Source organism: Stenotrophomonas maltophilia group sp. SKK55 (assembly GCF_057179845.1).
This window is the reverse complement of the sequence record NZ_JBXUHP010000048.1, coordinates 1-23,737: the sequence shown is the minus strand read 5'-3', so window position 1 is coordinate 23,737 and position 23,737 is coordinate 1. Positions and strand designations below refer to the sequence as shown.

18 protein-coding genes are annotated in these 23,737 nt (G+C 67.4%); 11 read left to right on the top strand and 7 right to left on the bottom strand.

The genetic code is table 11. The features are described 5' to 3' along the window. Window positions 1-45: 45 nt before the first annotated feature. Complete coding sequence (locus AC2A1N_RS14630; RefSeq protein ID WP_061480577.1) at window positions 46-1,659, bottom strand: sensor histidine kinase; 1,614 nt, start codon at window positions 1,657-1,659, stop codon at window positions 46-48. Between the two features lie 407 nt (window positions 1,660-2,066). Between AC2A1N_RS14630 and sucC the strand changes: the two genes are divergently transcribed. The 3 genes from sucC to AC2A1N_RS14615 all read left to right on the top strand — a co-directional run bounded on the left by sucC (window position 2,067) and on the right by AC2A1N_RS14615 (window position 6,001). Beyond that, complete coding sequence (gene sucC / locus AC2A1N_RS14625; protein WP_005418614.1) at window positions 2,067-3,236, top strand: ADP-forming succinate--CoA ligase subunit beta; 1,170 nt, start codon at window positions 2,067-2,069, stop codon at window positions 3,234-3,236. A gap of 24 nt (window positions 3,237-3,260) precedes the next feature. Continuing rightward, window positions 3,261-4,136 carry a succinate--CoA ligase subunit alpha gene (gene sucD, locus AC2A1N_RS14620; RefSeq protein ID WP_005418610.1) on the top strand — a complete coding sequence of 292 codons (876 nt, stop codon included), beginning with the start codon at window positions 3,261-3,263 and terminating at the stop codon, window positions 4,134-4,136. A gap of 230 nt (window positions 4,137-4,366) precedes the next feature. Further along, window positions 4,367-6,001: an NAD+ synthase gene (locus AC2A1N_RS14615; RefSeq protein ID WP_065178926.1), complete on the top strand. Its 1,635-nt coding sequence runs from the start codon at window positions 4,367-4,369 to the stop codon at window positions 5,999-6,001. A 114-nt stretch (window positions 6,002-6,115) separates the two neighbouring features. Here AC2A1N_RS14615 and AC2A1N_RS14610 read toward each other — a convergent pair whose 3' ends face one another. Then, window positions 6,116-7,318, bottom strand: a complete 1,203-nt coding sequence (locus AC2A1N_RS14610; RefSeq protein WP_484372692.1) for a lipase family protein — start codon at window positions 7,316-7,318, stop codon at window positions 6,116-6,118. Window positions 7,319-7,516: 198 nt separating this feature from the next. Then, window positions 7,517-8,404 carry an outer membrane protein assembly factor BamD gene (locus AC2A1N_RS14605; protein ID WP_032960726.1) on the bottom strand — a complete coding sequence of 296 codons (888 nt, stop codon included), beginning with the start codon at window positions 8,402-8,404 and terminating at the stop codon, window positions 7,517-7,519. 113 nt (window positions 8,405-8,517) lie between these two features. On the opposite strand from AC2A1N_RS14605, the gene rluD reads away from it, so the two are divergent. From rluD to AC2A1N_RS14585, 4 genes are read left to right on the top strand one after another with little or no spacing between them, the layout of a single operon-like run. Further along, the gene (gene rluD, locus AC2A1N_RS14600; protein WP_080376926.1) at window positions 8,518-9,507 is read left to right on the top strand and encodes a 23S rRNA pseudouridine(1911/1915/1917) synthase RluD; all 990 of its coding nucleotides are present in this window, start codon (window positions 8,518-8,520) and stop codon (window positions 9,505-9,507) included. Next, window positions 9,507-10,277, top strand: a complete 771-nt coding sequence (gene pgeF / locus AC2A1N_RS14595) for a peptidoglycan editing factor PgeF (RefSeq protein WP_061480570.1) — start codon at window positions 9,507-9,509, stop codon at window positions 10,275-10,277. The genes rluD and pgeF overlap by 1 nt, the downstream gene beginning before the upstream one ends. Before the next feature lie 20 nt (window positions 10,278-10,297). Next, window positions 10,298-10,804: a DUF4166 domain-containing protein gene (locus tag AC2A1N_RS14590; RefSeq protein WP_242891972.1), complete on the top strand. Its 507-nt coding sequence runs from the start codon at window positions 10,298-10,300 to the stop codon at window positions 10,802-10,804. Next, window positions 10,779-11,216: a thiol-disulfide oxidoreductase DCC family protein gene (locus AC2A1N_RS14585; protein WP_154351292.1), complete on the top strand. Its 438-nt coding sequence runs from the start codon at window positions 10,779-10,781 to the stop codon at window positions 11,214-11,216. The genes AC2A1N_RS14590 and AC2A1N_RS14585 overlap by 26 nt, the downstream gene beginning before the upstream one ends. A gap of 70 nt (window positions 11,217-11,286) precedes the next feature. Here AC2A1N_RS14585 and otsA read toward each other — a convergent pair whose 3' ends face one another. From otsA to AC2A1N_RS14565, 4 genes are all read right to left on the bottom strand, one after another. Further along, window positions 11,287-12,651, bottom strand: coding sequence for an alpha,alpha-trehalose-phosphate synthase (UDP-forming) (gene otsA, locus AC2A1N_RS14580; protein ID WP_134969526.1), 1,365 nt, complete (start codon window positions 12,649-12,651; stop codon window positions 11,287-11,289). After that, window positions 12,648-14,429, bottom strand: coding sequence for a glycoside hydrolase family 15 protein (locus AC2A1N_RS14575; RefSeq protein WP_188239675.1), 1,782 nt, complete (start codon window positions 14,427-14,429; stop codon window positions 12,648-12,650). The genes otsA and AC2A1N_RS14575 overlap by 4 nt, the downstream gene beginning before the upstream one ends. A 41-nt stretch (window positions 14,430-14,470) precedes the next feature. After that, window positions 14,471-15,229: a trehalose-phosphatase gene (otsB, locus tag AC2A1N_RS14570; RefSeq protein WP_061480563.1), complete on the bottom strand. Its 759-nt coding sequence runs from the start codon at window positions 15,227-15,229 to the stop codon at window positions 14,471-14,473. 166 nt (window positions 15,230-15,395) lie between these two features. Then, window positions 15,396-17,831 (bottom strand): TonB-dependent receptor plug domain-containing protein, encoded by a 2,436-nt coding sequence (locus tag AC2A1N_RS14565; RefSeq protein ID WP_242894375.1) that lies wholly within the window; start codon window positions 17,829-17,831, stop codon window positions 15,396-15,398. Window positions 17,832-18,045: 214 nt separating this feature from the next. Between AC2A1N_RS14565 and AC2A1N_RS14560 the strand changes: the two genes are divergently transcribed. From AC2A1N_RS14560 to AC2A1N_RS14545, 4 genes are all read left to right on the top strand, one after another. Then, the gene (locus AC2A1N_RS14560; protein ID WP_242894379.1) at window positions 18,046-18,528 is read left to right on the top strand and encodes a DUF3574 domain-containing protein; all 483 of its coding nucleotides are present in this window, start codon (window positions 18,046-18,048) and stop codon (window positions 18,526-18,528) included. Window positions 18,529-18,564: 36 nt separating this feature from the next. Then, a complete protein-coding gene (locus AC2A1N_RS14555) occupies window positions 18,565-19,419 on the top strand; it encodes an SH3 domain-containing protein (protein ID WP_242894382.1) in 855 nt (284 codons plus the stop codon). A gap of 109 nt (window positions 19,420-19,528) precedes the next feature. Then, window positions 19,529-21,247, top strand: coding sequence for a thiamine pyrophosphate-dependent enzyme (locus tag AC2A1N_RS14550; protein WP_242894387.1), 1,719 nt, complete (start codon window positions 19,529-19,531; stop codon window positions 21,245-21,247). 687 nt (window positions 21,248-21,934) lie between these two features. Beyond that, on the top strand, window positions 21,935-23,545 hold the full coding sequence (locus AC2A1N_RS14545; RefSeq protein WP_061480773.1) for a SulP family inorganic anion transporter: 1,611 nt from the start codon (window positions 21,935-21,937) through the stop codon (window positions 23,543-23,545). Window positions 23,546-23,737: the final 192 nt, after the last annotated feature.

Here is a 23,737-nt window from a genome sequence, read left to right as displayed (position 1 = left end):
ACGAGGGGGCTGGAAGCGACAAATGTTTGACGCACAGAATGGAGATCAGGTGGGCAACAGCGTGTGCGGGCCGGGCAACACCAGGCGGAAGCAGGAGCCGCCGGCGGGTACCGGGATGTAGTCCAGCCGTGCCTGGTTGGCTCGGCACAGCTCGCGGGCGATGTACAGACCCAGCCCGGTGCCGTGCTCGGACGTGGTGAAGAACGGCCGGAACAACTGCGCGGCCACGCTCTCTGGGATGCCGGGGCCACGATCCATCACGTCGATGACCGCACTGCGCTCGTGCTGCGCCACGCGCAGGCGCACCCGCGCCGGTTGCTGGCCGATGCGGCCATACTTGAGCGCGTTGTGCACCAGCACGGTCAGCACCTGGTAGAGGTGCTTGCTGTCGACCTGGGCCAGCACCGAGGTGTCGTTGATGATCGGTTCGATGCTGTCGGTCTCCAGCGTCTGCCCCTGCTTGTACTCCAGCACGAAGCGGCGCACGAAGGCGGCCAGGTCGACGTTTTCGGGCGTGGCGCGCTCGCGCCGGGCCAGGCCCAGCACGCTTTCGACGATGCCGTTGGTGCGCTGGCACTGCTGGCGGATGATCTGCAGCAGGCGGCGGTCGCTTTCGTTGAAGCCGGTGCCTTCTTCCAGCAGCTGCACCGCGTAGTTGATCGCGGCCAGCGGGTTGCGGATCTCGTGGGCGAGGCTGGCCGAGAAGCGCCCCATTGCTGACAGGGTGAGCGATTCGGCACGGCGCGAGACCACGCTGGAGTCGTCCAGGAACACCAGGGCCAGCTCGCTGCCGGCCAGCAGGCGCGCAAAGCGGGGCTGCACTTCGGGCTGGTCGGGGTTGAGCTGCAGCGGCAGTTCGTCCTGGGCCCAGCCGTTGCGCCAGCGCTGCAGGCGACGGGCGAGTTCCGGGGCGGCGCTGGCCAGGTCCAGGCGGCCGCTTTCGCCGCTGCCGTCGCTGTCACCGAGCAGCATCGAGGCGGCCTCGTTGGCCAGGGTGACACGGTTGTCGGCGTCGACCACCAGCACGCCGGTGCGCATGCGGCGGATGATCAGCTCGTTGATCTGGAACAGGTTGGCTACTTCGTCGCCGCGCTGGTTGGCCAGCTGCTGGTTGCGGCGCGCGCGGCTGCCGACCTGGTAACTGATGAAGGCCAGCGCCAGGTAGCTGGTGGCGAACATCGCCAGTTCGGCCAGGGTGCGGGTGGGGTCGCCGCCTTCCAGCAGCTTCCAGGTGTATTCGACGCCGGTGGCGAGGCTGGCGGCCAGTGCCAGGCCCAGCCCCAGGCTGAGCGGCAGCAGGGTGGCGGCAGCGGCGATGTTGAACAGCAGCGACATCGAGATGCCGGCGCTGGCACCGGGCAGGGCATGCGACAGCAGGGTGGCGGCGACGATGTCTACCAGCACGCCGCTGACCACGATCGGGCGCAGCCAGCGTTCGTTGCGGCCGATCACCAGCGCCAGCAGCGACAGCACCAGGTAGATGGCAGCGACGGTGTCGGCCAGCCGCGGGTGGTGGGCTTCGCCGACCATCGCCGACAGCGGGCTGTAGAGCAGGGCGGCGATGACCGAGGCGATCAGCACCCGGTACAGCGCGAAGAAATACAGCTCACGCCGCGGAATCGATTCGATGCGGTCGATCAATGAAGCGCTGGGTGACACGCCGGAACTCCCCTTCTGGCTGCCTGGGTCTGGAATCTGCGGCGGGCCTGCCCGGCGTCCCCTGAGGCCGGGCGGTACGTCGCTTCGATGTGGCCTGCGGTGGAAGCCGTCGAGCACCCCCGACGCTGCACACCCTGGTTGACCAGTATAGGGCCCCCGGCAGGCGCCCGCCGGTGCGGCCCGGATCGCGCATTTGGCCTGGGATGGATACCGCTGGCCAGCCGGCCCCCGGGCGCAACTGCCTGAATGACGGCGAAAATCTGGCCGGGTCTGGCGTTTTGTACAGACTTCTTTGCGCCCCGGCGCCGGCTCGGCCACAATAGTGGGCCCGCCGCGGTCCGTGCCGGTGCCTCTTTGAGGGGGCCCTGAGGAATTGCGTGCGGTCGTTCCTATTCCCACGGTGACGCATGAATTTCCACGAATACCAGGCAAAACAACTGCTTGCCGAATACGGCATCCCGGTCCCGGCCGGCAAGGTCGCGGCGACCCCGGACGAGGCGGTTGAAGTCGCCCAGTCGCTGGGCCAGGGCCCCTGGATGGTCAAGGCGCAGATCCACGCTGGCGGCCGCGGCAAGGCTGGCGGCGTCAAGTTCTGCAAGACCGTCGACGACGTGAAGGCCGCAGCGGCCAAGATGCTCGGCACCAAGATGGCCACCTACCAGACCGCCGGCGTCGAGCTGCCGATCAACCTGGTGCTGGTGACCACCGCCGGTGAGATCGTCAAGGAGCTGTACCTGTCGGTCCTGGTGGATCGCGGCACCCGCACCATCAGCTACATCGCCTCTTCCGAAGGCGGCATGGAAATCGAGCAGGTCGCTGCCGAGACCCCGGACAAGATCCACACCCTGAACGTGGACTTCGTCGAGGGCGTGCAGGGTTACCACGGCCGTGACATCGGCTTCAAGATGGGCCTGACCGCCAAGCAGGCCGGCCAGTTCGCCAACATCATGGTGAACCTGTACCGCATCTTCAACGAGAAGGACCTGGCGCTGGTTGAGATCAACCCGCTGGCGATCCTGGACGACGGCAACCTGTACGCGCTGGACGGCAAGTTCAACAGCGACGACAACGCCAACTTCCGCCACAAGGAACTGGTCGCGATGCGCGACAAGTCCCAGGAAGATGAAACCGAAGTGACCGCTTCGGAGCTGGACATCAACTACGTCACCATGGACGGCAACATCGGCTGCATGGTGAACGGTGCCGGCCTGGCCATGGCCACCATGGACGTCATCAAGCTCAACGGCGGCGAGCCGGCGAACTTCCTGGACGTGGGCGGCGGTGCGAACAAGCAGCGCGTCATCGAAGCGTTCAAGCTGATCCTGTCCTCGGACAAGGTTGAAGGCATCTTCGTCAACATCTTCGGCGGCATCGTCCGCTGCGACATGATTGCCGAAGGCATCATCGCCGCCGTGAAGGAAGTGGGCGTCAAGGTTCCGGTCGTGGTGCGCCTGGAAGGCACCAACGTGGAAGAGGGCAAGCAGCTGCTGCGTGACAGCGGCATGGCCATCATCCCGGCTGACAACATCAACGACGGCGCCAAGAAGGTCGTTGAAGCGGTCAAGAACGCCGCCTGATCCACGACACCGAAGGAAATTCCCATGTCTGTTTTGATTAACAAGAACACCAAGGTGATCGTGCAGGGCTTCACCGGCCAGCAGGGCACCTTCCACGCCACTCAGATGATCGAGTACGGCACCCAGGTTGTTGGCGGCGTGACCCCGGGCAAGGGTGGCACCACCCACATCGACCTGCCGGTCTTCAACACCGTTGCCGACGCCGTGCAGAGCACCGGCGCCAACGCTTCGGTCATCTACGTGCCGCCGCCGTTCGCGGCCGACGCGATCCTGGAAGCTGCGGCTGCCGGCATCAAGGTCATCGTCTGCATCACCGAAGGCATCCCGGTGCTGGACATGCTGCGCGTCAAGAACGTGCTGACCCGTTCCTACCCGGACACCGTGCTGATCGGGCCGAACTGCCCGGGCGTCATCACCCCGGGCGAGTGCAAGATCGGCATCATGCCGGGCCACATCCACAAGCCGGGCAAGATCGGCATCGTGTCGCGTTCGGGCACCCTGACCTATGAAGCGGTCAAGCAGACCACCGAAGTCGGCCTGGGCCAGTCCACCTGCATCGGCATCGGCGGTGACCCGATCAACGGCCTGAACTTCGTCGACTGCCTGAAGCTGTTCAACGAAGACCCGCAGACCGAAGGCATCATCATGGTCGGCGAAATCGGCGGTGACGCCGAAGAAGCCGGCGCCGAGTACATCAAGAACCACGTGAAGAAGCCGGTCGTCGGTTTCATCGCCGGTGCGTCGGCTCCGGCCGGCAAGCGCATGGGCCACGCGGGCGCGATCGCCTCGGGCGGCAAGGGCACCGCGGAAGGCAAGTTCGCCGCGATGGAAGCCGCTGGCGTGGTCACCGTCCGCTCGCCGGGCGACCTGGGCGCTGCCATCGCCAAGCTGGTGAAATAAGATCGGCTGCCTCTGGCAGCCGATTCTGTAGAGCCGAGCCCACGCTCGGCTTGCTTTGGAAAAGCCGCCCTCGGGCGGCTTTTCTGCGTCTGTCGCCCCGGCCATCCCGGCAACCCCATCCACGCATGGCGTGGATCTACTGAGCCAGGGCTGTCCACGCAGTGAGCGCGCCCGGCGTGCGCATGGCGCAGCGCTACAATGGCGGCATTGCAACCACAGGCTGGATTCCCATGGCTTCGATCCGCATCGCGATGGCGCAGTTCGACTTCCCGGTCGGCGACGTCGCCGGCAACACCGAGCGCATCATCGAGATGATCGGCCAGGCGCGCGATGAGTACGGCGCCGAGCTGGTGATGTTCCCCGAGCTGGCGGTGAGCGGCTACCCGCCGGAGGACCTGCTGCTGCGCCCGGGTTTCCTGTACGAGTGCGAGCAGGCGTTGACCCGCATCGCCACCGCCTGCCGTGGCATCACCGCCGTGGTCGGCTGGCCACAGGCGGCTGGCGCGGTGGTCTACAACGCTGCCAGCGTACTGCGTGACGGCCTGGTCGAGCAGACCTACCGCAAGCGCGAACTGCCCAACTACGCGGTGTTCGACGAGCGCCGCTACTTCGACGTCGATCCGGATGGTGGCAGCTGCGTGTTCGAGGTCAATGGCATTCCGGTCGGCCTGCTGATCTGCGAGGACCTGTGGTTTGCCGAGCCGCTGGCCGACACCATGCGCGCGGGTGCGCAGCTGGTGGTGGTGCCGAATGCTTCGCCCTACGAGCGTGGCAAGCACGCCCAGCGCGACGCCGTGCTGGCCGCGCGTACCCGCGAGAGCGGGGCGGCCATCGCTTACCTCAACGTGGTGGGCGGCCAGGATGCGCTGGTGTTCGACGGTGCTTCGGTGGTGGCGGATGGTGATGGCACGGTGCACCCGGCCGCTGCTGCCTTCGTCGACCAGTGGCTGGTGGTGGAGTATGACGGTGAGACCCGCCGCTTCATGCCGCATGTGTGGATGGACGACGGCGACGAGAGCATGGACGCGCTGGCCTGGCGCGCGGTGACCCGTGGCATCCAGGACTACTGCCGCAAGAACGGTTTCAGGAAGGTGTGGCTGGGCCTGTCCGGTGGCATCGACTCGGCCCTGGTGCTGGCATTGGCCGTGGATGCGATGGGCGCGGAGAACGTGACCGCCGTGCGCCTGCCGTCGCGCTACACCGCCGGCCTGTCCAACGACCTGGCCGCCGAGCAGTGCCGGGCGCTGGGGGTGAAGCTTGAGGCTGTGTCGATCGAGCCGGCGTTCAAGGGCCTGATGGAATCGCTGGCGCCGATGTTCGAAGGCACCGCGCCGGACGTGACCGAAGAGAACCTGCAGTCGCGCAGCCGCGGCGTGATCCTGATGGCGCTGGCCAACAAGTTCGGCGGCCTGCTGCTGACCACCGGCAACAAGAGCGAGTACGCGGTCGGCTACGCCACCATCTACGGCGACATGTGCGGTGGCTACGCGCCGCTGAAGGACCTGTACAAGACCGAAGTATTCGGCCTGTCCAAGTGGCGCAATACCGTGGGCGGCGCACCGGTGATCCCGCCGGCGGTGATCAGCCGCCCGCCGTCGGCCGAGCTGCGCGAGAACCAGCTGGACCAGGACTCGCTGCCGGCCTATGACGTGCTGGACGGCATCCTCTACCGCTACATCGACCAGGAGCAGTCGCGCGGCGAGATCGTGGCCGCCGGCTACGACGCAGCCGTGGTCGACCGCGTGCTGCGCCTGGTGCGCATCAGCGAGTGGAAGCGGCACCAGGCCGCGCCGGGGCCGAAGGTCTCGCGCCGCGCGTTCGGCCGCGAGCGGCGCTACCCGATCAGCAACGGCTACAAGGGCTGAGGCAGCGCTTGGCGGGTCGTGCCGGCCGCTGGCCGGCAACCCGTTGGCCCCTCCCCGGTGGGTGCGGAGCTTGGTCCGCACGATGGTCGAAGATCATCCACGCTTGGCGTGGATCTACCGGACTCCGTCGAGCAACTGTTCGAGGCCGGCGGTTTCCGCAGCGTCGTTGAAGGGATCGTCCCCCAGTCGCGCACGTACGAACCCCACGCCATCGACCGCCGCTGCGTCCAGCGTGCCCCGGTGGTCGACGGGGTAGCGCCGGAACGCGACCGGCTCGCCTCGCAGGGCCAGCCCAGCGGCGTACAGCAGGGTGGTCAGGTAGGGCACATCGCGGTCCTGGCTGCCATGGCCCAACATCAGCGGTTGGCTGAAGCCGCGGCGCGGTACGCCGAGATAGTCGTACAGCACCGCCCAGATGCCCGGCACGCTGGCCAGCGGCGCAGTGGACATGCTGCCGGTGTCGGCGCCGTCCAGCGTGGTGGCCAGTTCGCCCAGGCACTGCTCGCGTGCCAGGGCCACACGGGCGCGGCCGGCGTCGCTGAGGACGCGGTCGATCTGTGGCGCGACCTGCAGCAGGCCATCGAGCAGATACGCGTGATACGCGTTGAGCGCGCCCGGATTGGCGGCGCGGTTGTCCGGCTTCATCACCAACGCGGTCAGTTCGACTGCGGTGGGCGTGCCGGTGGTGAAGCTGCCGCGGTACTGCAGTGACGGTCCACCATAGGTGGGGGCCATGTGGCCCGCCGTGAGCGCGGCGGCACCGCCCTGCGAATGGCCGACCGACACCCAGCGCGGCGACAGCGTCCCGTTGCCGAGGTACTGGCGGCTGGCCTTGATCATGTCGATGGCGTTGCGCGCGGCAGTGCGCACATGCAGATAGGCATGGTCGCCTGAGCTTCCGAGGCCCTGGTAATCCGCGGCGACCACGGCATAGCCCTGCGCCAGGAACCGATCGAGAAAGCGCCCGTCGCGTTCGGGTTGGTAGGGGCCGGAGACCGAGGGCGCACAACGATCCGCAATGCCCTGGGTGCCATGCGCCCACGACACCACCGGCCAACCACCGATGGGCGGCGTGCCGGCGGGCAGGTACAGCAGGCCGGTGCCTTCGGCCAGCTGCCCGCGGTGGTCAGGAGTGCGGTAGTGCAGTTTGTAGGCCTGGGCGGCCTGGGACGGCACCCAGGTGGCGCGATAGGGGGCTGCGGACAGCAGATCGCCCGGTGCGCCCTGTGCGGCGGCCGGCGGCGCCGAGGCCAGCGCCAGCAGCGCGATGGCGAGGAGGCAGGACAGAGGGCGGATACTGCGGGGCAGTGAGGCCATGGGGCGCTCCGTGATGGCCGGTGTGGCCGTGGCGCTGCAGTGTGGATGGCCGTGCCCGGGCGGGCTGCGACCGGCGTCGCATCCGCCGTGGATTCGTAGCATTCCTAGGTGCCGCCCCGGCGCGGGGAGGCGGACGAGGAAAGCAGTCGAGCATGGCTCGACTCTACAAAGAAGAAGGGCCCCTTTCGGGGCCCTCGCTTACTTCTTTTCCAGTCGCGCGTTGCGCTGGCCGGTGCTGGCGGACTTCTCGCCGGCGAACGGGTTCAGCTTGCGGATCATCCACGGGTACTTCGGCCACTTGCCTTCCAGCCACGGGTGGTCCGGCTGGTTCAGCTGCAGGACGCGGCGGGCGTCGTCGGCCAGGGTCTTGTTGCCCAGGTGGGTGTAGGAATCGGCCAGCACGGCCACGGCGTCGTACTGGAAGGCGCTCTGCGGGTAGGTTTCCAGCAGGTAGTTGGCGCGGCCCACGGCTGACACCCAAGCGCCGCGGCGCATGTAGTACAGCGCGTTGTCCAGCTCGTGCTGGGCGAACACGTCACGCAGCTCCAGCATGCGCTGGCGCGCATCGGCGGCGTAGCGGCTGTTCGGATAACGATCAACCACGATGTTGAAGTCCGAGTACGCCTGGTGCGGCGTGGACAGGTCGCGGCGGCTGGCATCCAGCGACCATACGCGGCGCAGAAAAACCGTACTGCGGTTGGAGTTGGCCAGGCCGCGCAGGTAGTACAGATAGGCAATGTTGCGGTGGGTCGGGTAGGTACGGATGAAGCGGTCGATGCTGGACACCGCGTCATCGTGCTTGCCGGCCTTGTACTGGGCGTAGGCGGTTTCGATCATCGCCTGCTCGGTGTACGGACCGTACGGATACTGGGCCACCAGGCGGCGGAAGCTGGCTTCGGCGCCGCTCCAGTTGCCGCCCTGCATCAGCTTGTGGCTTTTCTCGTACAGCTGTTCGACCGGCACGCCTTCATCGGGGCGATCACCCTTCTTGGCGCCGCGATGGCAGCCGGTTGCGGCGATGACCAGCACCAGCAGCAGGGCGGTGAGGCGGACGGGCGCGGAGAGCATGGCGGAGCGTCGGATCATGGGGTCGAGGCGGGACGCGGCTGGAATACGAAGGGTCGATGATAGCCTAGTGTCCTGTCCAGCGACTGAAACCGGCCGCCGGGACCCCAAAATTTCAAAGAATGCCCCCTGCCATGTCTGAACAACCCTCTGAATCGGCCCGCCAGGCCATTGTCCCCGACACCGCTGCCGGCCGTCGTTTCGACGCGGTCGTGGCCGAACTGTTCCCCGAATACTCGCGCTCGCGGTTGACCGAGTGGATCAAGGCCGGTGAGGTCCTGCTGGACGGTGCCCAGGTGCGCCCGCGCGATCCGCTGCGTGGCGGCGAGGTGGTGACCCTCAACGCGGTGCTGGAAACCCAGACCGACGCCCAGCCGGAGGACATCCCGCTGGACGTGCTGTTCGAGGACGAGCACCTGCTGGTGATCAACAAGCCGGTGGGCCTGGTGGTCCATCCGGGTGCCGGCAACCACAGCGGCACCCTGGTCAACGCGCTGCTGTTCCGCGATCCGTCGGTGGCGGTGCTGCCGCGCGCCGGCATCGTGCACCGCCTGGACAAGGACACCAGCGGCGTGATGGTGGTGGCCAAGACCCTGGAAGCGCAGACCGCGCTGGTCGAGCAGCTGGCGGCACGTGACGTGCACCGTCAGTACCTGGCCATCGTGATGGGCGCGCTGGTGGCCGGTGGTACTGCCGATGCCCCGATCGACCGCCACCCGCGCGATCGCCTGAAGATGGCGGTGCGTGAGGACGGCAAGGAAGCGGTGACCCACTACCGCCTGCGCGAGCGCTTCCGGGCACACACCGCGCTGGAGTGCCGCCTGGAAACCGGCCGTACCCACCAGATCCGCGTGCACATGGCGCACGTGCGCCATCCGATCATCGGCGACCCGCTGTATGGCGGCGCGCTGAAGCTGCCCAAGGGCGCCAGCGACGAGCTGGTGGCCGCGCTGCGCGGCTTCAAGCGCCAGGCCCTGCACGCCGAGACCCTGGAGTTCACGCACCCGATCACCGGTGAACCGGTGCGCAACACCGCGCCGGTGCCGGAGGACATGCTGCACCTGCTGAAGGTGCTGCGCGAAGACAGCGAAGCCTTCGCCGCCCGCGAGCGGGACCGCTGGTGATGGCGGCCGCGCTGCCGTTGCTGCAGGCCGACTGGCCGGCGCCCGCAGGCGTCCATGCGCTGACAACGCGCCGGCACGGCGCGGGCATCTCGCCGGCGCCGTTCGCGCAGTTCAACCTGGGCAACCGGCACGCGGCCGATGGTGATACCCCGGCCAACGTTGAGCACAACCGTCAGCTGCTGCAGCAGGGGCTGGCGCTGCCGTCGGCGCCGCACTGGCTGCGCCAGGTGCACAGCAGCACCGTGCTGCGCTTCGATGCACCGCCGGTGCCCGGCGCGAGCGAGCCGGTGGCCGACGCGGCGGTGACCTCGGTGCCGGGCGTGGTGCTGGCGATCCTGACCGCCGACTGCCTGCCGGTGGTGTTCGCCGCCGCCGACGGCAGCGAGGTGGGCGCGGCCCATGCCGGCTGGCGGGGGCTGGCCGACGGCATGCTGGAGGCCACGGTAGCCGCCCTGCAGACGCCGCCGGCGCAGCTGCGGGCCTGGTTGGGCCCGGCCGCCGGGCCGTCCGACTATGAGATCGGCGAGGAGGTCTATCACGCCTTCGTCGGCCATGATCCCGCTGCTGAGCGGGCGTTCGTCGCGACCCGTCCCGGACACTGGAAAGTGGACCTGTTCGCGCTGGCGCGGCAGCGCCTGCAGTCTGCGGGGATGGACCCGGCACAGGTGTATGGCGGCACGGTGTCGACGATGGCCGACCCGGACCTGTATTCGCATCGGCGCGATCGTCGCACCGGGCGCATGGCGACCCTGGCCTGGATCGCGCCCTGACTCCGCCGCTGTTCGCGCGTGTGCTGGGGCCGGCCTTCGCGACCCTGGCAGGACCGGTGCAGGCGCTGCATGCCGCGCCGTTGCCGTGCCGCTACGCAGGGCAGGCCCGCATCGTGAGGGGGCGGCACTGGCTGGTGCCGCTGCTGGCTGCGTTGGCGCGGTTGCCACAGGACGGTGACGCGCTGCCCACCGAGGTGGCGTTCAACCGCTACCGGCAGGGCGAGCAGTGGGCGCGGCGGTTCGGGTGCTGGCCAATGGTGTCGCGGCTGTGGGCGCACGACGGGCATCTGCGCGAGCAGCTGGGCGCGGTGCGCTTCGAGTTCGCGCTGCGGGCCCGCGACGGTGGTATCGACTGGTCGGTGCGCCGGGTCTGGGCGTTCGGGCTGCTGCCGCTGCCGACGCGTTGGTTCGGCGGTGTGCGCTGCCGTGAAGCCTGGCAGGGTGAGCGCTACACTTTCCTGGTCGATGTGACGCTGCCCTGGGCCGGAGCCCTGATCCGCTATGAAGGTTGGCTCGAACCGCAGTGACGCTGCCGCCGAGGCTGGCAGCGCGGTGATCGTGTTCGATGGCGTGTGCGCACTGTGCAATCGCTGGGTGCGGTTCCTGCTGCGTTTCGACCGCAGGGGGCGCTACCGCTTTGCAGCGATGCAGGGGCAGAAGGGCAGCGCGATGCTGCGCGCGCACGGGCTGGATCCGCAGGACCCGATGTCGTTCCTGCTGCTGGACGCACAGGGTGCCTGGACCGATACCGATGCGATCCTGCGCGTACTTGCGGGGCTGGGTGGCGCCTGGCGCCTGGCCGGCGTGCTGCGGCTCGTGCCGCGCGGCTGGCGTGATGCGGCGTATCGCGCGCTGGCACGCAACCGTTACCGCTGGTTCGGTCGGCATGACACCTGCCATCTACCCGCACCGGAACAGGCCGCGCGGTTCCTGGATTGACGAAAAAGGGGACGGAGGGGATTAAGTCGTTTGTGCACAAACGACTTAATCCCCTCCGTCCCCTTTTTCTTCAGCCTTCGAGTGCGTCGAGGTAGCTGCGGCGCCAGTGGTTGATGTCGTAGGTGCGCAGATGTTCCATCATCGCGTGCCAGCGTTCCTTGCGCCTGCTCAGCGACATCGTCGCTGCGGTGGCGATCGCATCGGCCACGCCGTCCAGATCATGCGGGTTCACCAGCAGTGCCTGCTTCAGTTCGTCGGCGGCGCCAGCCAGCAGTGACAGCACCAGCACGCCGGGATCCTCCGGGTCCTGCGAGGCCACGTATTCCTTGGCCACCAGGTTCATGCCATCGCGCAGCGGCGTGACCAGGCCGACCGCCGCCGCCCGGTAGAAGCCGGTGAGCGTGGCATGGGTGAAGTTCTGGTTGACGTAGCGCAGCGGCGTCCAGTCCGGCTCGGCGTGGCCACCGTTGATGTGGCCGGCGATCTGTTCCAGTTGGCTGCGCAGCTGCCGGTACTCGGTGACGTCGCCGCGCGAGACCGGCGCGATCTGCAGGTAGGTGAGCGAGCCGCGCTGGTCCGGGTGGCGCTGCAGGTAGCGCTCGAAGCCGAGGAAGCGTTCGGGCAGTCCCTTGGAGTAATCCAGGCGATCCACGCCGATCGCCAGCTGGCGGTCCCGCAGGCTGCTGCGAAGGTTCTTCACTGCGGTCTTGGTCGCGGCGGTGCCGGCCTGGCGTGCGATCAGGTCGGTGTCGATGCCGATCGGGAAGGCCGCCGCGCGGAATCGGCGCCCACCGGGTGCTTCCAGCTCACCGTTGTCGAGCACGCGGCCACCACCGAACAGGCGCAGGTAGGTCTGGAAGCGATCGGCATCGCGCTGGGTCTGGAAGCCGACCAGGTCGTAGGCGTACAGCGCGGAGAACAACCGCAGATGATCGGGCATGGCCTGCAGCAGGTCGGCCGACGGCATCGGGATGTGCAGGAAGAAGCCGATGCGGCAGCCGATGCCGCGCTCGCGCAGCAGTGCGCCGAGCGGGATCAGGTGGTAGTCGTGGATCCAGACGATGTCGTCCTCGCGCAGCAATGGCGCGAGCTTGTCGGCGAACAGCGCATTGACCTTGTGGTAGGTCTCGCGGGTGCCGCGGTCGTAGTCGACCAGGTCCAGCCGGAAGTGCAGCAATGGCCACAGCGTGCGGTTGGCGAAACCATTGTAGTAGCCATCGACCTCGCGCTTGCTCAGGTCCATGGTGACGTAGTCGATGTCACCGTCCTTCTGCCGGTGCAGCGTGCCGCTGCCTTCCTTTACGGTCTTGCCGCTCCAGCCGAACCACAGGCCGCCGCGCTCCTTCAGGGCGGCCAGCAGGCCGACCGCCAGGCCGCCTGCGCGGTTCTCGCCGGGCACGGCCACACGATTTGATACCACGACCAGACGACTCACGATGCCTCCTGCCAGGACCGCGACAGGCGCATCGCGGCGGTGATCAGGCCGACATGCGAATAGGTCTGCGGGAAGTTGCCCCAGGCCTCGCCGGTGTCGAAGGCCAGATCCTCCGACAGCAGGCCCAGGTGATTGCGCTGCTTCAGCAGCAGCTCGAACATCTCGCGCGCCTCGTCCAGGCGCCCGATCGCCGCCAGCGCATCGATGTACCAGAACGTGCAGATGGTGAAGCTGGTTTCCGGTTCACCGAAGTCATCCGGAGCGACATAGCGGTACAGCGAATTGCCATGCTTGAGGTCACGGCCGATGGCTTCGACGGTGGCGATGAAGCGGGCGTCCATCGCGTCGATGAAGCCGATGTCGGCCAGCAGCAGCAGCGAGGCGTCCAGGCGATGGCCACCGAAGGTATCGGTGAAGTGGCCCAGCTCTTCGCTCCAGGATTCGGCCATGATGCGCGCGTGGATGGTGTCGGCACGTGTGCGCCAGTAGTGGGCGCGGTCGTCGCGCTTCAGCCGTACGGCGATCTTGCACAGGCGGTCACAGGCGGCCCAGCACATCGCGCTGGTGTAGGTGTGCACCTCGGTGCGGCCGCGGAACTCCCACAGGCCGGCATCGGGTACGTCGTGCAGGGCGAAAGCCTGCTCGCCGAGGGGTTCGAGGCGGGCGAAGGTGTGCGCATCACCCGGGTCCTGCAGGCGCCGGTCAAAGAACAGCTGCGTGGACGCCAGCACGACGCTGCCGTAGACATCGTGCTGGCGCTGCACCCAGGCCAGATTGCCGCGCCGTACCGGGCCCATGCCGCGGTAGCCGGACAGGCTGGGGACCTCATCTTCGTCCAGCTTGGCTTCGAAGCCGATGCCGTACAGCGGCTGCAGCGTGCCGTCGGTGGTGGCCAGGTTGAAGATGTAGCCGAGGAACTGTTCCATCGTGCGCGTGGCGCCGAGGCGGTTCAGCGCCCGCACCACGAATGCCGCATCACGCAGCCAGCAGTAGCGGTAGTCCCAGTTGCGCACGCTGCCGGGGGCTTCAGGAATAGAGGTGGTCATTGCCGCGATGATCGCGCCGCTGTCCTCGTACTGGCACAGCTTCAGCGTGATCGCACTGCGGATCACCGCGTCCTGCCATTCCAGGGGAATGGACAGGTAGCGCACCCATTCGCGCCAGTAGTCGCGGGTACGCTGGAAGGCCTCCTGCACATAGCCGCTGATCGAACGGTTGAGCGATTCATCCACGCCCAGGATCAGGTGGATGGGATGGTTGAGCACGAACGGCAGGCCGTCGCGCACGAAGCGCACCGGCACGTCGGTGGTCAGCCGCAGCACGTGTTCGGGCAGCACCCAGCGCACATGGTTGCTGCCCCAGGTGGATTCCGGAACGCGCGCGCCCCAGTCCGCCAGCGGGCGTGCGCGTACGGTGATGCGCGGGCTGCCGGCCAGCGGACGCACCTGGCGGATCAGGCTGACCGGGCGGTAGAAACGGTCGTTCTGGCGCCAGCGTGGGGCGAAGTCGAGGATTTCCAGTTCGCCGCCGTGCGCGTCGCGCAGCACGGTGCGCAGGATCGCCGTGTTGGTCAGGTATTCCTGCTCGCTGCTGGCGAAGTCTTCCAGCTCGATGGCGAAGTCGCCACCGGTCTGCTGGTTGGGGCCGAGCAGCGCACAGAAGGTAGGGTCGCCGTCGAAGGTGGGCAGGCAGCTCCAGACAACGCGGGCACGTTTGTCGACCAGGGCGCCGAAGCTGCCGTTGCCGACCACGCCCAGATCAAGATCGGGTTGGGTCATCACGCGGTACATCTCGGTTGCGGCCGTGGGGGGTGGCCGGGTCAATAGGCATTCTCACGCAGCCAGGCGTGCACGCTGCGTATGTCGGGCAGCGCGAACACCGCCGCGCTGGGTTCACGTTCACCCACCAGCACGCTCCAGCCATGCTGGCCGTTGGCGGCATCGAAGCCGAACTCATCGGTCAGGTCATCGCCGAGGAACACCGGCAGGCGACCACGGAAGGGCAGGTACTGCATCATCCGAAGCACCGCACGGCCCTTGTCGGTGCCGACGGGCACGAATTCGACCACATGGTCGCCGGGCTGCAGGCGGTAGCTGGCACGGCCCCGCACGTGGCGGTCGGCGAAGGCGCGGACGTCCCTGGCTGCATGCGGCGCGCCGCGCCAGTGCAGGGCCAGGCCGACACCCTTGTCTTCCACCAGCACGCCGGGATGGCCGTGGGCGAAGCGCATCGCCTGCTGGTGCAGTGCGTGCAGCCATTCGGCGGTGTCGTCATCGTGTTCGTCGCGCAGTACGCGACCATCCTGCCCACGCAGTTCATGGCCATGCAGGCCCGCAGCAGGCAGTTGCAGCGGAGCGAACAGTTGATCCAGCTGTTCGAGCGGGCGGCCACTGACCAGTGCCACGGCACCTTCCAGGCGGTCGCTGATGCGGCCGATGGCTTCGCGCACATCCGGCAGCAGCTGCACGGCATCCGGGCGTGCAGCGAATTCGATCAGGGTGCCGTCGACATCGAGGAACAACGCGCAGGCGTCATCCAGCAATGGCGGCGGCGGACGCAGGGGGAGCGGTTCAGCCATGAAGCCCAGCTTGCCAGCGTGGGCGTGTACGTGGGGTCGAGGGCAGGCTACGGCCTTGCTTCGGTGGGTGCCGACCGTTGGTCGGCATAAAGGGTCAGCCTGCATTGAACCCGGGCAGTGCGGACCAACGGTCCGCACCCACCCAAGGCAATTACACCCAGAGCAATCAGAAGGTATAGCGGACGCGGCCGTAGTAGTACGCACCGTTGCTGCCGATCGGCGACAGCACGTCGTACGGCAGGTTGCCGAAGTAGTGGATATCGCTGTTGGATCGATCCGGATAGTTGTCGGTCAGGTTCTGCCCACCGAGGGCCACGCTCCACTGCGGGGTGATGCGGTATTCGACTTCCGCATCCAGCTGCCACTCGGCCTGGTAGGTCTGGCGCGGGATGTAGCCGTCACCGAAGTTGAACACGCGGGTGGCGCTGCCATAGCGGTTCACGCGGGTGCTCAGCGACCAGTGGTCGTTGCTCCATGCGGCCGAGAAACTGCCACGCGTGCGCGGTGTGGCATCGGTCAGCGTGTTGGTCTCTTCAATCCCGAACAGCACATAATCCGGGTCCAGCGCCTGCAGCTGGGCCGGCGTGGCCAGCACGTTCTTCAGCGTGGTCTTGGTATAGGCATAGGTGCCGGTCAGCAGCAGCTGGCCATCGCCCAGCGACTGCCGCCAGTTGGTGACCAGTTCGGCACCGCGGGTGCGGGTGTCGGCGGCGTTGACGAAGAAGCTGGCGCTCTGCAGGCCGCTGACGCCGTAGTTGGCGGCCACGTAGTCGGTCAGCGCATCGCCGGTGATGCTCTCCGACAGCGCGATGCGGTCATCGATGTCGATCTGGAAGAAGTCCAGCGACAGGTCGAAATGCTCGCCGATGCGGCTGGTGAAACCGAGCGAAGTGTTCAGCGATTTCTCTGGCTTCAGGTTCTGTGCCCCCAGGCCGCGTGCGATCGGATTGTTGACCGACAGCAGGCGGCCCTGCACCAGCTGGCCACCTGCGTTGTAGCCGGTAGAGGTGGACTCGTAGCCGACCTGCGCCAGCGACGGTGCGCGGAAGTTGTTGGAGATCGCGCCGCGCAGCGCGAACGCCGGGGTGAACTCATAGCGCAGGCCGAGCTTGCCGGTCAGCTCGCCGCCGAAGTCGTCGTTGTGCTCGTAGCGCGCGGCCAGATCGGTGGAGAACTTTTCGCCGAACTGGCTGGACAGGCTGGCATAAGCACTGGCCACATCGCGCGACAGGCGCGCCGCATCCTGCGGGGTCAGGCCGCCACCGGCCTGCGAACCGGTCGGGCGGTCGGTGTACGGACCGGCGGCATAGCTGGCCGGGTCGCCGGGGCGGGTCTGGTAGCGCTCATGGCGTGCTTCCACGCCCAGGCCCAGGGTGTGGCTGATGCTGTCGTTCTGGGTGAACACGCGGCTCAGATCGAGGTTGCCCACGGTCTGCGCATATTCGTAATCGGCGGTCTTGAAGCGGGTCGGGCTGGTCGGGCCCAGCGAGGCGTTGAGCGAATCACGCAGGCGATAGGTGAAGTCATTCTGGCCGTAGTCCAGGCTGCCGTCGTAGCTCCATTCGCTCCACTGCCCGCGCACACCGGCCACGGCCTGCACGTCGCGGTTCTCACCTTCGGAGATCGGCCGGTAGCCATTCGGATAGACCTGCTTCCAGTTGGCATCGCCATCGGGATAGCGGAAGTAGTTCGCGCCTTCGGTGTCACGCTGGTTGAAGGTACCGAACGCGTAGAACGTCGAGGTCTGGCCCACCGGAATCTCGGTGTTCAGCCACAGGTTGATGTCTTTGCTCTTGCCATCACCCAGGACATAGTTGCGCTTGTCCCGCAGTGCCAGGTTGCCCGGGGTCTGGTCCCACGGCGGAATCTGGTCGAAGCCGGCGCGGTTGGTGCCGTTGCGGTGCTTGTATTCCAGGCCGACGCGCAGGAAGCCACCGTCTTCGCCCAGCGAGGTGCCGACCTTGGCGCTGAGGTTGCCGGTCTGGCCATCGGTGAGGGTGCGGCCGATCGGCTTGAGGTCGGTGTGGTTGGCACCGTAGCTCGCCTCGATCTCGCCGCCGTCACCGCCGTTGTCGAGGATCACGTTGATCACGCCGGCCACGGCGTCCGAGCCGTACAGCGCACCTGCGCCATCGCGCAGCACTTCAATGCGCTTGATCGCACTGACCGGAATCGAATTGAAATCGACCGGGGTGGTGCCCTTGCCGATCTTGCTGTCGGTGTTGACCAGCGCGGTGTGGTGGCGGCGCTTGCCGTTGACCAGCACCAGCACCTGGTCCGGTGACAGGCCACGCAGCTGCGCGGCGCGCACATGGTCGGCGCCACCGGAGTTTGACTGGCGCGGGAAGTTGAACGACGGCAGCAGCGCCTGCAGCGCGCTGCCCAGCTCACCGTTGACCACGCCGGCCTTGCGGATGTCCTCGGCGGTGAGCACATCCACCGGCGAGGTGGATTCGAGCACGGTGCGGTCGGCGGCACGGGTGCCGGTGACGATCACCGTGTCCAGGTTGGTGGCGTCCTGGGCCAGGGCCGGGGCGGCGGCGGAGGAAAGCGCGAGGGCGATGGCGAGGCCGAGCGGCGACGCGAGCAGGCGGGCGGACATGGGGGCTCCAGCAACAACGACGACGGGGGAAGGGGAGATATTTTCACTTACATCCATCCGGATGAAGCGATATATTATCTTCGCGTGATGACTGGTGCGGATGCAAGCCCCTGCCGGTCCGGCATGAGCTGATGCCCGGTTGGCATCAGCACGCCGGGCCGGTGGCGCTGTACGCTGCCGGCTCGCCTTGCCCCCCCTCTCCGGAGCTGTACCGATGAAACACCTTGGCCTCGTCTTTGCCGTGCTGTTGGCCACCAGCGGCTGCGCCAGCCTCTCATCGCAGGCGCCCAGCGCCTATGCCACGGCCACTACCGCCGAACTGAAGGGCGACGCCGCGCGCCCGTCTTCCGCGCACGGCTGGGTGCGCAGCGAGCTGTACTTCGGCGTGGGCGAGGAGCAGGGCGCCGGCAACCGTCCGCAGGCCGACACCATCAGCGAGGCGCAGTGGCGCACCTTCCTGGACAAGGAAGTGACCCCGCGCTTCCCGGATGGCCTGACCGTGTTCGATGCCTATGGCCAGTGGCTGTTCCGCGGCGATGCCGCGCCCAACCGCCTGCGCACCAAGGTGCTGGTGGTGCTGCATGAGGACACCCCGCAGCGCCGCGCCGATATCGAAGCGATCCGCTTGGCGTGGAAGCAGCAGACCATGCATCAGTCGGTGCTGTGGTCGCGGCAGCCGGTCGAGGTATCGTTCTGAGTTGAAGGTGCCGCTGCGGTGCCGCAGGGAGCAATGATGAACTACAGGGAATGCCTGCTGGGCCTGGTGTTGGCCGGCGCGCTGGCACCGACGGCGCAGGCGGAGGACGAGGGCGAAACGCTGCGCTTCCAGGTGGCCGCGCATGTGCAGGCGCACGCCGATCCCCAGCAGGACGGCAGCATTGCAGTGCAGCTGTCGCCGTCGGGCAAGCGCCAGACGTTGGAGGACGCGGTGGATGCCGACGGCCGTTCGCGCTGGTCGCTCGAAGATGTCGATTTCGACGGTTACCCGGAACTGGTCGCACGCGCCCCGGTCGGCATGGTCAACGAAGCGGTGGCGGTGTACCGGTTCGATCCCGCCAGTGCCGGGTTCCGCGCGCTGCGGGCTGAAACCCACGGCAGGGAGAGCTGCGGCGAGCTGATGGGCCTGATGGTCGACCGCCCCAGCCGTACCCTGACCAGCAGCTGCCGCAGCGGCCCGATGTGGTACACCGACCAGTACCGGTTTGCAGGCGCGACACTCTATCTGTACCGCGCCGAGCGCGTGCTGATGCTGGGCGATACGGTAAACGCCGCGCTGCAGTGGGAACAACGCGAAGAGAACGGGCCGTTGGCGGTCTGGCGCACCTATGATCCCGCCGGCCGTGTGTTGGAAAGTGCCATTACCGATGGCCTGGGCGCACCGCCGGATGGACCGTTGCGCGACCAGCAGGCCACCGTGGTACCCGCGCGGCTGTTCCTGTTCGACCGGCCTGGTGCGTCCAGCACCAAGCGTTACCTGGTGCAGGGCGATCGGGTGGAACTGCTGGATGAACAGGAGGGTTGGCTGAAGGTGCGGTATCACAACCCGAAAAGCGGCGCGGTGGAGGGCTGGATCAACGTCAATGATTGACGAGACGTCTGCCCGCATTTTGCACATCGAGGCGACGAGCGACGCGCCCACGGGGGCATCACTTCATCAGGTCTAGCCTCGGACGTTCCCCCGTTCGAGGATGTATCCGATGAGCAAGCGCGTTGCCGAGATCGTTGTCGAGACCCTGCAGCAGGCGGGCGTCCGCCGCTGTTATGGCATCGTCGGCGACACCTTGAACCACGTCACCGATGCCCTGCACCGAAGTGACATCGACTGGGTGCACGTGCGCCATGAGGAAGTGGCAGCGTTCGCTGCCGGCGCCGATTCGCTGGTGAGCGGCGAGTTGACCGCCTGTGCGGGCTCCTGTGGTCCCGGTGGCCTGCACTTCATCAACGGCGTGTTTGAGAGCAACCGCAACCGTGCGCCGATGGTGCTGATCGCCAGCCAGGTGGTGACCAGTGAGCTGGGCATGGAATTTCCGCAGGAAGTGGATTTCAAGGCGGTCTATGGCAGCTGCACGGTGTTCTGCGAGCAGGTGCACAGCCCGGAGCAGGCGCGACGCGTGGTGGCCCTGGCCTGCCAGGCCGCGATCAGCCGCCGTGGCGTGGCGGTGGTGATCCTGCCGGCCGATATCAGCCAGGCCGAGGTGAAGCACGATGTGCCGTTCTCGGTGCATTACACCCAGCCGGTACTGCGCCCCTCCGACGCCGAACTGCAGCGCATCGCCGAGTTGCTGGGGCAGGGCAAGCGCATCGGCATCTACGCCGGTGCCGGTTGCCAGGGCGCGCACGCACAGCTGCTGGAACTGGCCCGGCGCCTGCAGGCCCCGATCGCGCACACCTCGCGCGCCAAGGACTTCGTCGAGCCGGACAACCCGTACAACATGGGCATGACCGGCATCTTCGGCATCGAGTCCGGCTTCCACGCGCTGATGGCGTGCGACACGCTGCTGCTGCTCGGCGCCGACTTCGCCTGGGGCCAGTTCTACCCGGACAAGGCCACCATCATCCAGGTCGACCGCGATGGCAGCCACCTCGGCCGCCGCCATCCGGTGAACCTCGGCGTGGTCGGTGACATCGCACCGACCCTGGACGCGCTGCTGCCGATGCTGCCGCCGCGCGAGGACAGCAGCTTCCTGGACGAGTGCATCGAGCATCGCGACAAGGCGCTGAAGAAGCGCGAACAGGAGGAGCAGCCGGGCGAAGGTGAATTGATCCATCCGCAGCACCTGACCGCGCTGCTCTCGAAGCACGCCACCGAAGATGCACTGTTCACCGCCGACGGCGGCTCGCCGATGGTGTGGGTGCTGCGCCATATCCGCGTGAACGGTCGCCGCCGCACGCTGACCAGCCTGCTGCACGGAACGATGGCCAACGCGATGCCGCAGGCGCTGGGGCTGCAGAAGGCCTTCCCCGGCCGGCAGGTGATCTCGCTGTCCGGCGATGGTGGCCTGGCGATGCTGCTGGGTGATCTGTTGACGGCGGTGCAGGAGAACCTGCCGATCAAGGTGGTGGTGTTCAACAATGGTTCGCTGAACTTCGTCGAGCTGGAGCAGAAGGTGGAAGGCCTTCTGGACAACTACACCGACCTGAAGAACCCGGACTTCGGCCGCTTGGCCGAAGTGATCGGCTTCCATGGCCGCACGGTCACCCGCAGCGAGGATCTGGAGGAAGCGGTGCAGGATTTCCTGTCGCAGCGCGGCCCGGCATTGCTGGACGTGCACACGAGTCGCGCCGAGCTGGTGATGCCGCCGCAGATCGAGGCCAAGCAGGTCGCCGGCACGGCGCTGTATGCGGCCAAGGCGGTGTTGAACGGTCGCTTCGACGACGTGAAGCATCTGCTGGTGGACAACTTCCTGAAGAAGTAGGGGGGGGGCGATGCAGGGCTGCGCCCTGCACCCGCCGAAACCACGGCAACCGCCGAAGCAAGGTCAAAAGCAGGTTTGCCGTGAGTAGGCGGGGTGGGTCCGGTTGCGGGGGACGCTGCAAGTACGTCCATGTAAGCTCGGTCGCCGCATCCATGCGGCTCACGCCCCCGCAACCGGACCCACCCCGCCTTCGACAGTCTTCCGCTGCTGTTGGTAGGCGTCGACCTTGGTCGACACGGTAGATCCACGCCATGCGTGGATGAACGAAAGAATGATCGGAATGATCTTCTGTAGAGCCGAGCCATGCTCGGCTCGGAGGTTTCGCGTACAGCAGCCGGGCATGGGCTCGGCGCTACAACGAGAGCCTGCCTTTGCCTTTGATCTTTTGATTCTCTTCCGTGGCTGGCACGCGCAGGAAACTGTGGGAGGCCGGTCGGGATGGGCTGCGCAGGACCGTTGGCGCCATGGATGGCGCCATCGAGCCCCCACGGACGGGTTTACGGCGTGTCCTGCGCAGCCCATCCCGACCGGCCCAACTCGCAATGCCAGTCGAGTAACAGTCGACTCTACCCGCGCCCAGCCATGAGGGGCCCCGCCGTTGGCTGGAACCCATCATTCCACCGCGGAATTGGCGCCCAGGCCCCGCTGGGCCTACCATCGGCGGTCCCCACCCCCACCGCCCCTTCCATGTCCGCTCCCGCTTCCGCCGCACCGCGCCGCTGGTTCGTCGCCGGCGACTTCAACGGCTTCTTCGGCCTGGTCGTCGACAACCTTTCCATCCTCGGCTTCATCGCCATGGCCCTGGTCGGGATCTTCCAGTTCCCCGCCGACGTGGTGTTCGGCCGCATGTTCCCCGGCACGGCCTTCGGCGTGCTGATAGGCAACCTGCTGTACACCCTGATGGCACGCCGGCTGGCCGCGCGCAGCGGCCGTGACGACGTCACCGCCATGCCGCTCGGCCTGGATGCCCCGACCAGCATCGGCATGGCCCTGCTGGTGCTTGGCCCGGCCTTCATCGCTTTCAAGCAGCAGGGCATGGACCCGCACGCGGCGGGCATCGCCACCTGGCAGCTGGGCATGGCGGCGCTGGTCATCATGGGCGTGCTCAAGTTCGTGCTGTCGTTCTTCGGTGAAGCAGTCACCCGCGCGCTGCCGCGTGCCGCGCTGCTGGGTTCCATCGCCGGCATCGCGCTGGTGCTGATGGGCCTGCTGCCGCTGCTGGAAACGCTGCGCTCGCCGCTGGTCGGCTTCACCACGCTGGGCCTGCTGCTGTATGTGCTGATCGCCAAGGGCAAGCTGCCGGTGCGTGGCCCGGGCGTGCTGCTGGCCTTCGTGTTCGGCACCGTGCTGTATTACGGCCTGGGCCTGGCCGGGCTGGGTGCGCCGGGATTCCATGTGCCGGAATGGGTGCCGCCGCAGGTGGTGCTGCCGCTGCCGACGCTGGGCTTCCTCGACGGCCTGCCCACTGCGATGACCTACCTGCCGCTGCTGCTGCCGTTCGGCCTGCTGATGGTGGTCGGCGGCATCAATGTGTCTGAAAGCGCGCGTGCGGCCGGCGATGACTACCGCACCCGCGACATCCTGCTGGTGGAAGCGGTGGCTACGCTGGTGGCAGGCGTCTGTGGCGGCGTCGCGCAGACCACGCCGTACATCGGGCAGCCGGCGTACAAGCACATGGGCGCGCGCAGCGGCTATACGCTGCTGACCGGCCTGTTCGTCGGCATCGGCGGCATGCTCGGCATCATCTCCGGGCTGGTGCAGTGGCTGCCGCTGGCGGTGCTGGCACCGATCATCGTATACGTGGCCATCGACATCACTACCCAGGCCTTCCAGGCCACGCCGCGCCACCATACCGGCGCGATGGTGTTCGGTTTCCTGCCTTCGGTGGCCTACCTGCTGGCGATCAAGGCACCCGGCTGGATCGCACCGGATCAGCTGCCCCAGCTGCTGACCAAGCTCGACGGCCACGGCCTGCCGGAGCTGGCGGTGATCTTCACCCTCGGCAACGGCTTCATCATCACCTCGATGCTGTGGATTTCGGCGGTGGCGGCGATGGTCGATGGCCGCCTGCGCCGTGCCTGCGGCTTCCTGCTGGTGGCGGCGGTACTGACCCTGTTCGGGCTGATCCACTCGGTGGATCCGCGCGGCGGCATCTACCTGCCGTGGGAGCTGGAAGGATTGGCGCGCATCATCAGTGTGCAGTTTGCCGGCGCCTACGTGGCCCTGGCGCTGCTGCTGGGCCTGCTGTCGCTGCAGAAGCAGCCGGTGAAGCCGCTGGGTGATCGCACCGATCATTGACCGGTGACGCCGGGCATGGCCCGGCGCTACCGCTCCTTCCACTTCTGGTGCTCTGTAGAGCCGAGCCTGCGCTCGGCTGCGCTGAGCCGAGCATGGCTCGGCTCTTATCTCTTCCGACTCTGGCACCTTAGGTGCCGAGAGCCCGGCGCGGACGACCGTTCGGCTCTAGGTCTTTTCGATCGCTCTGTAGCA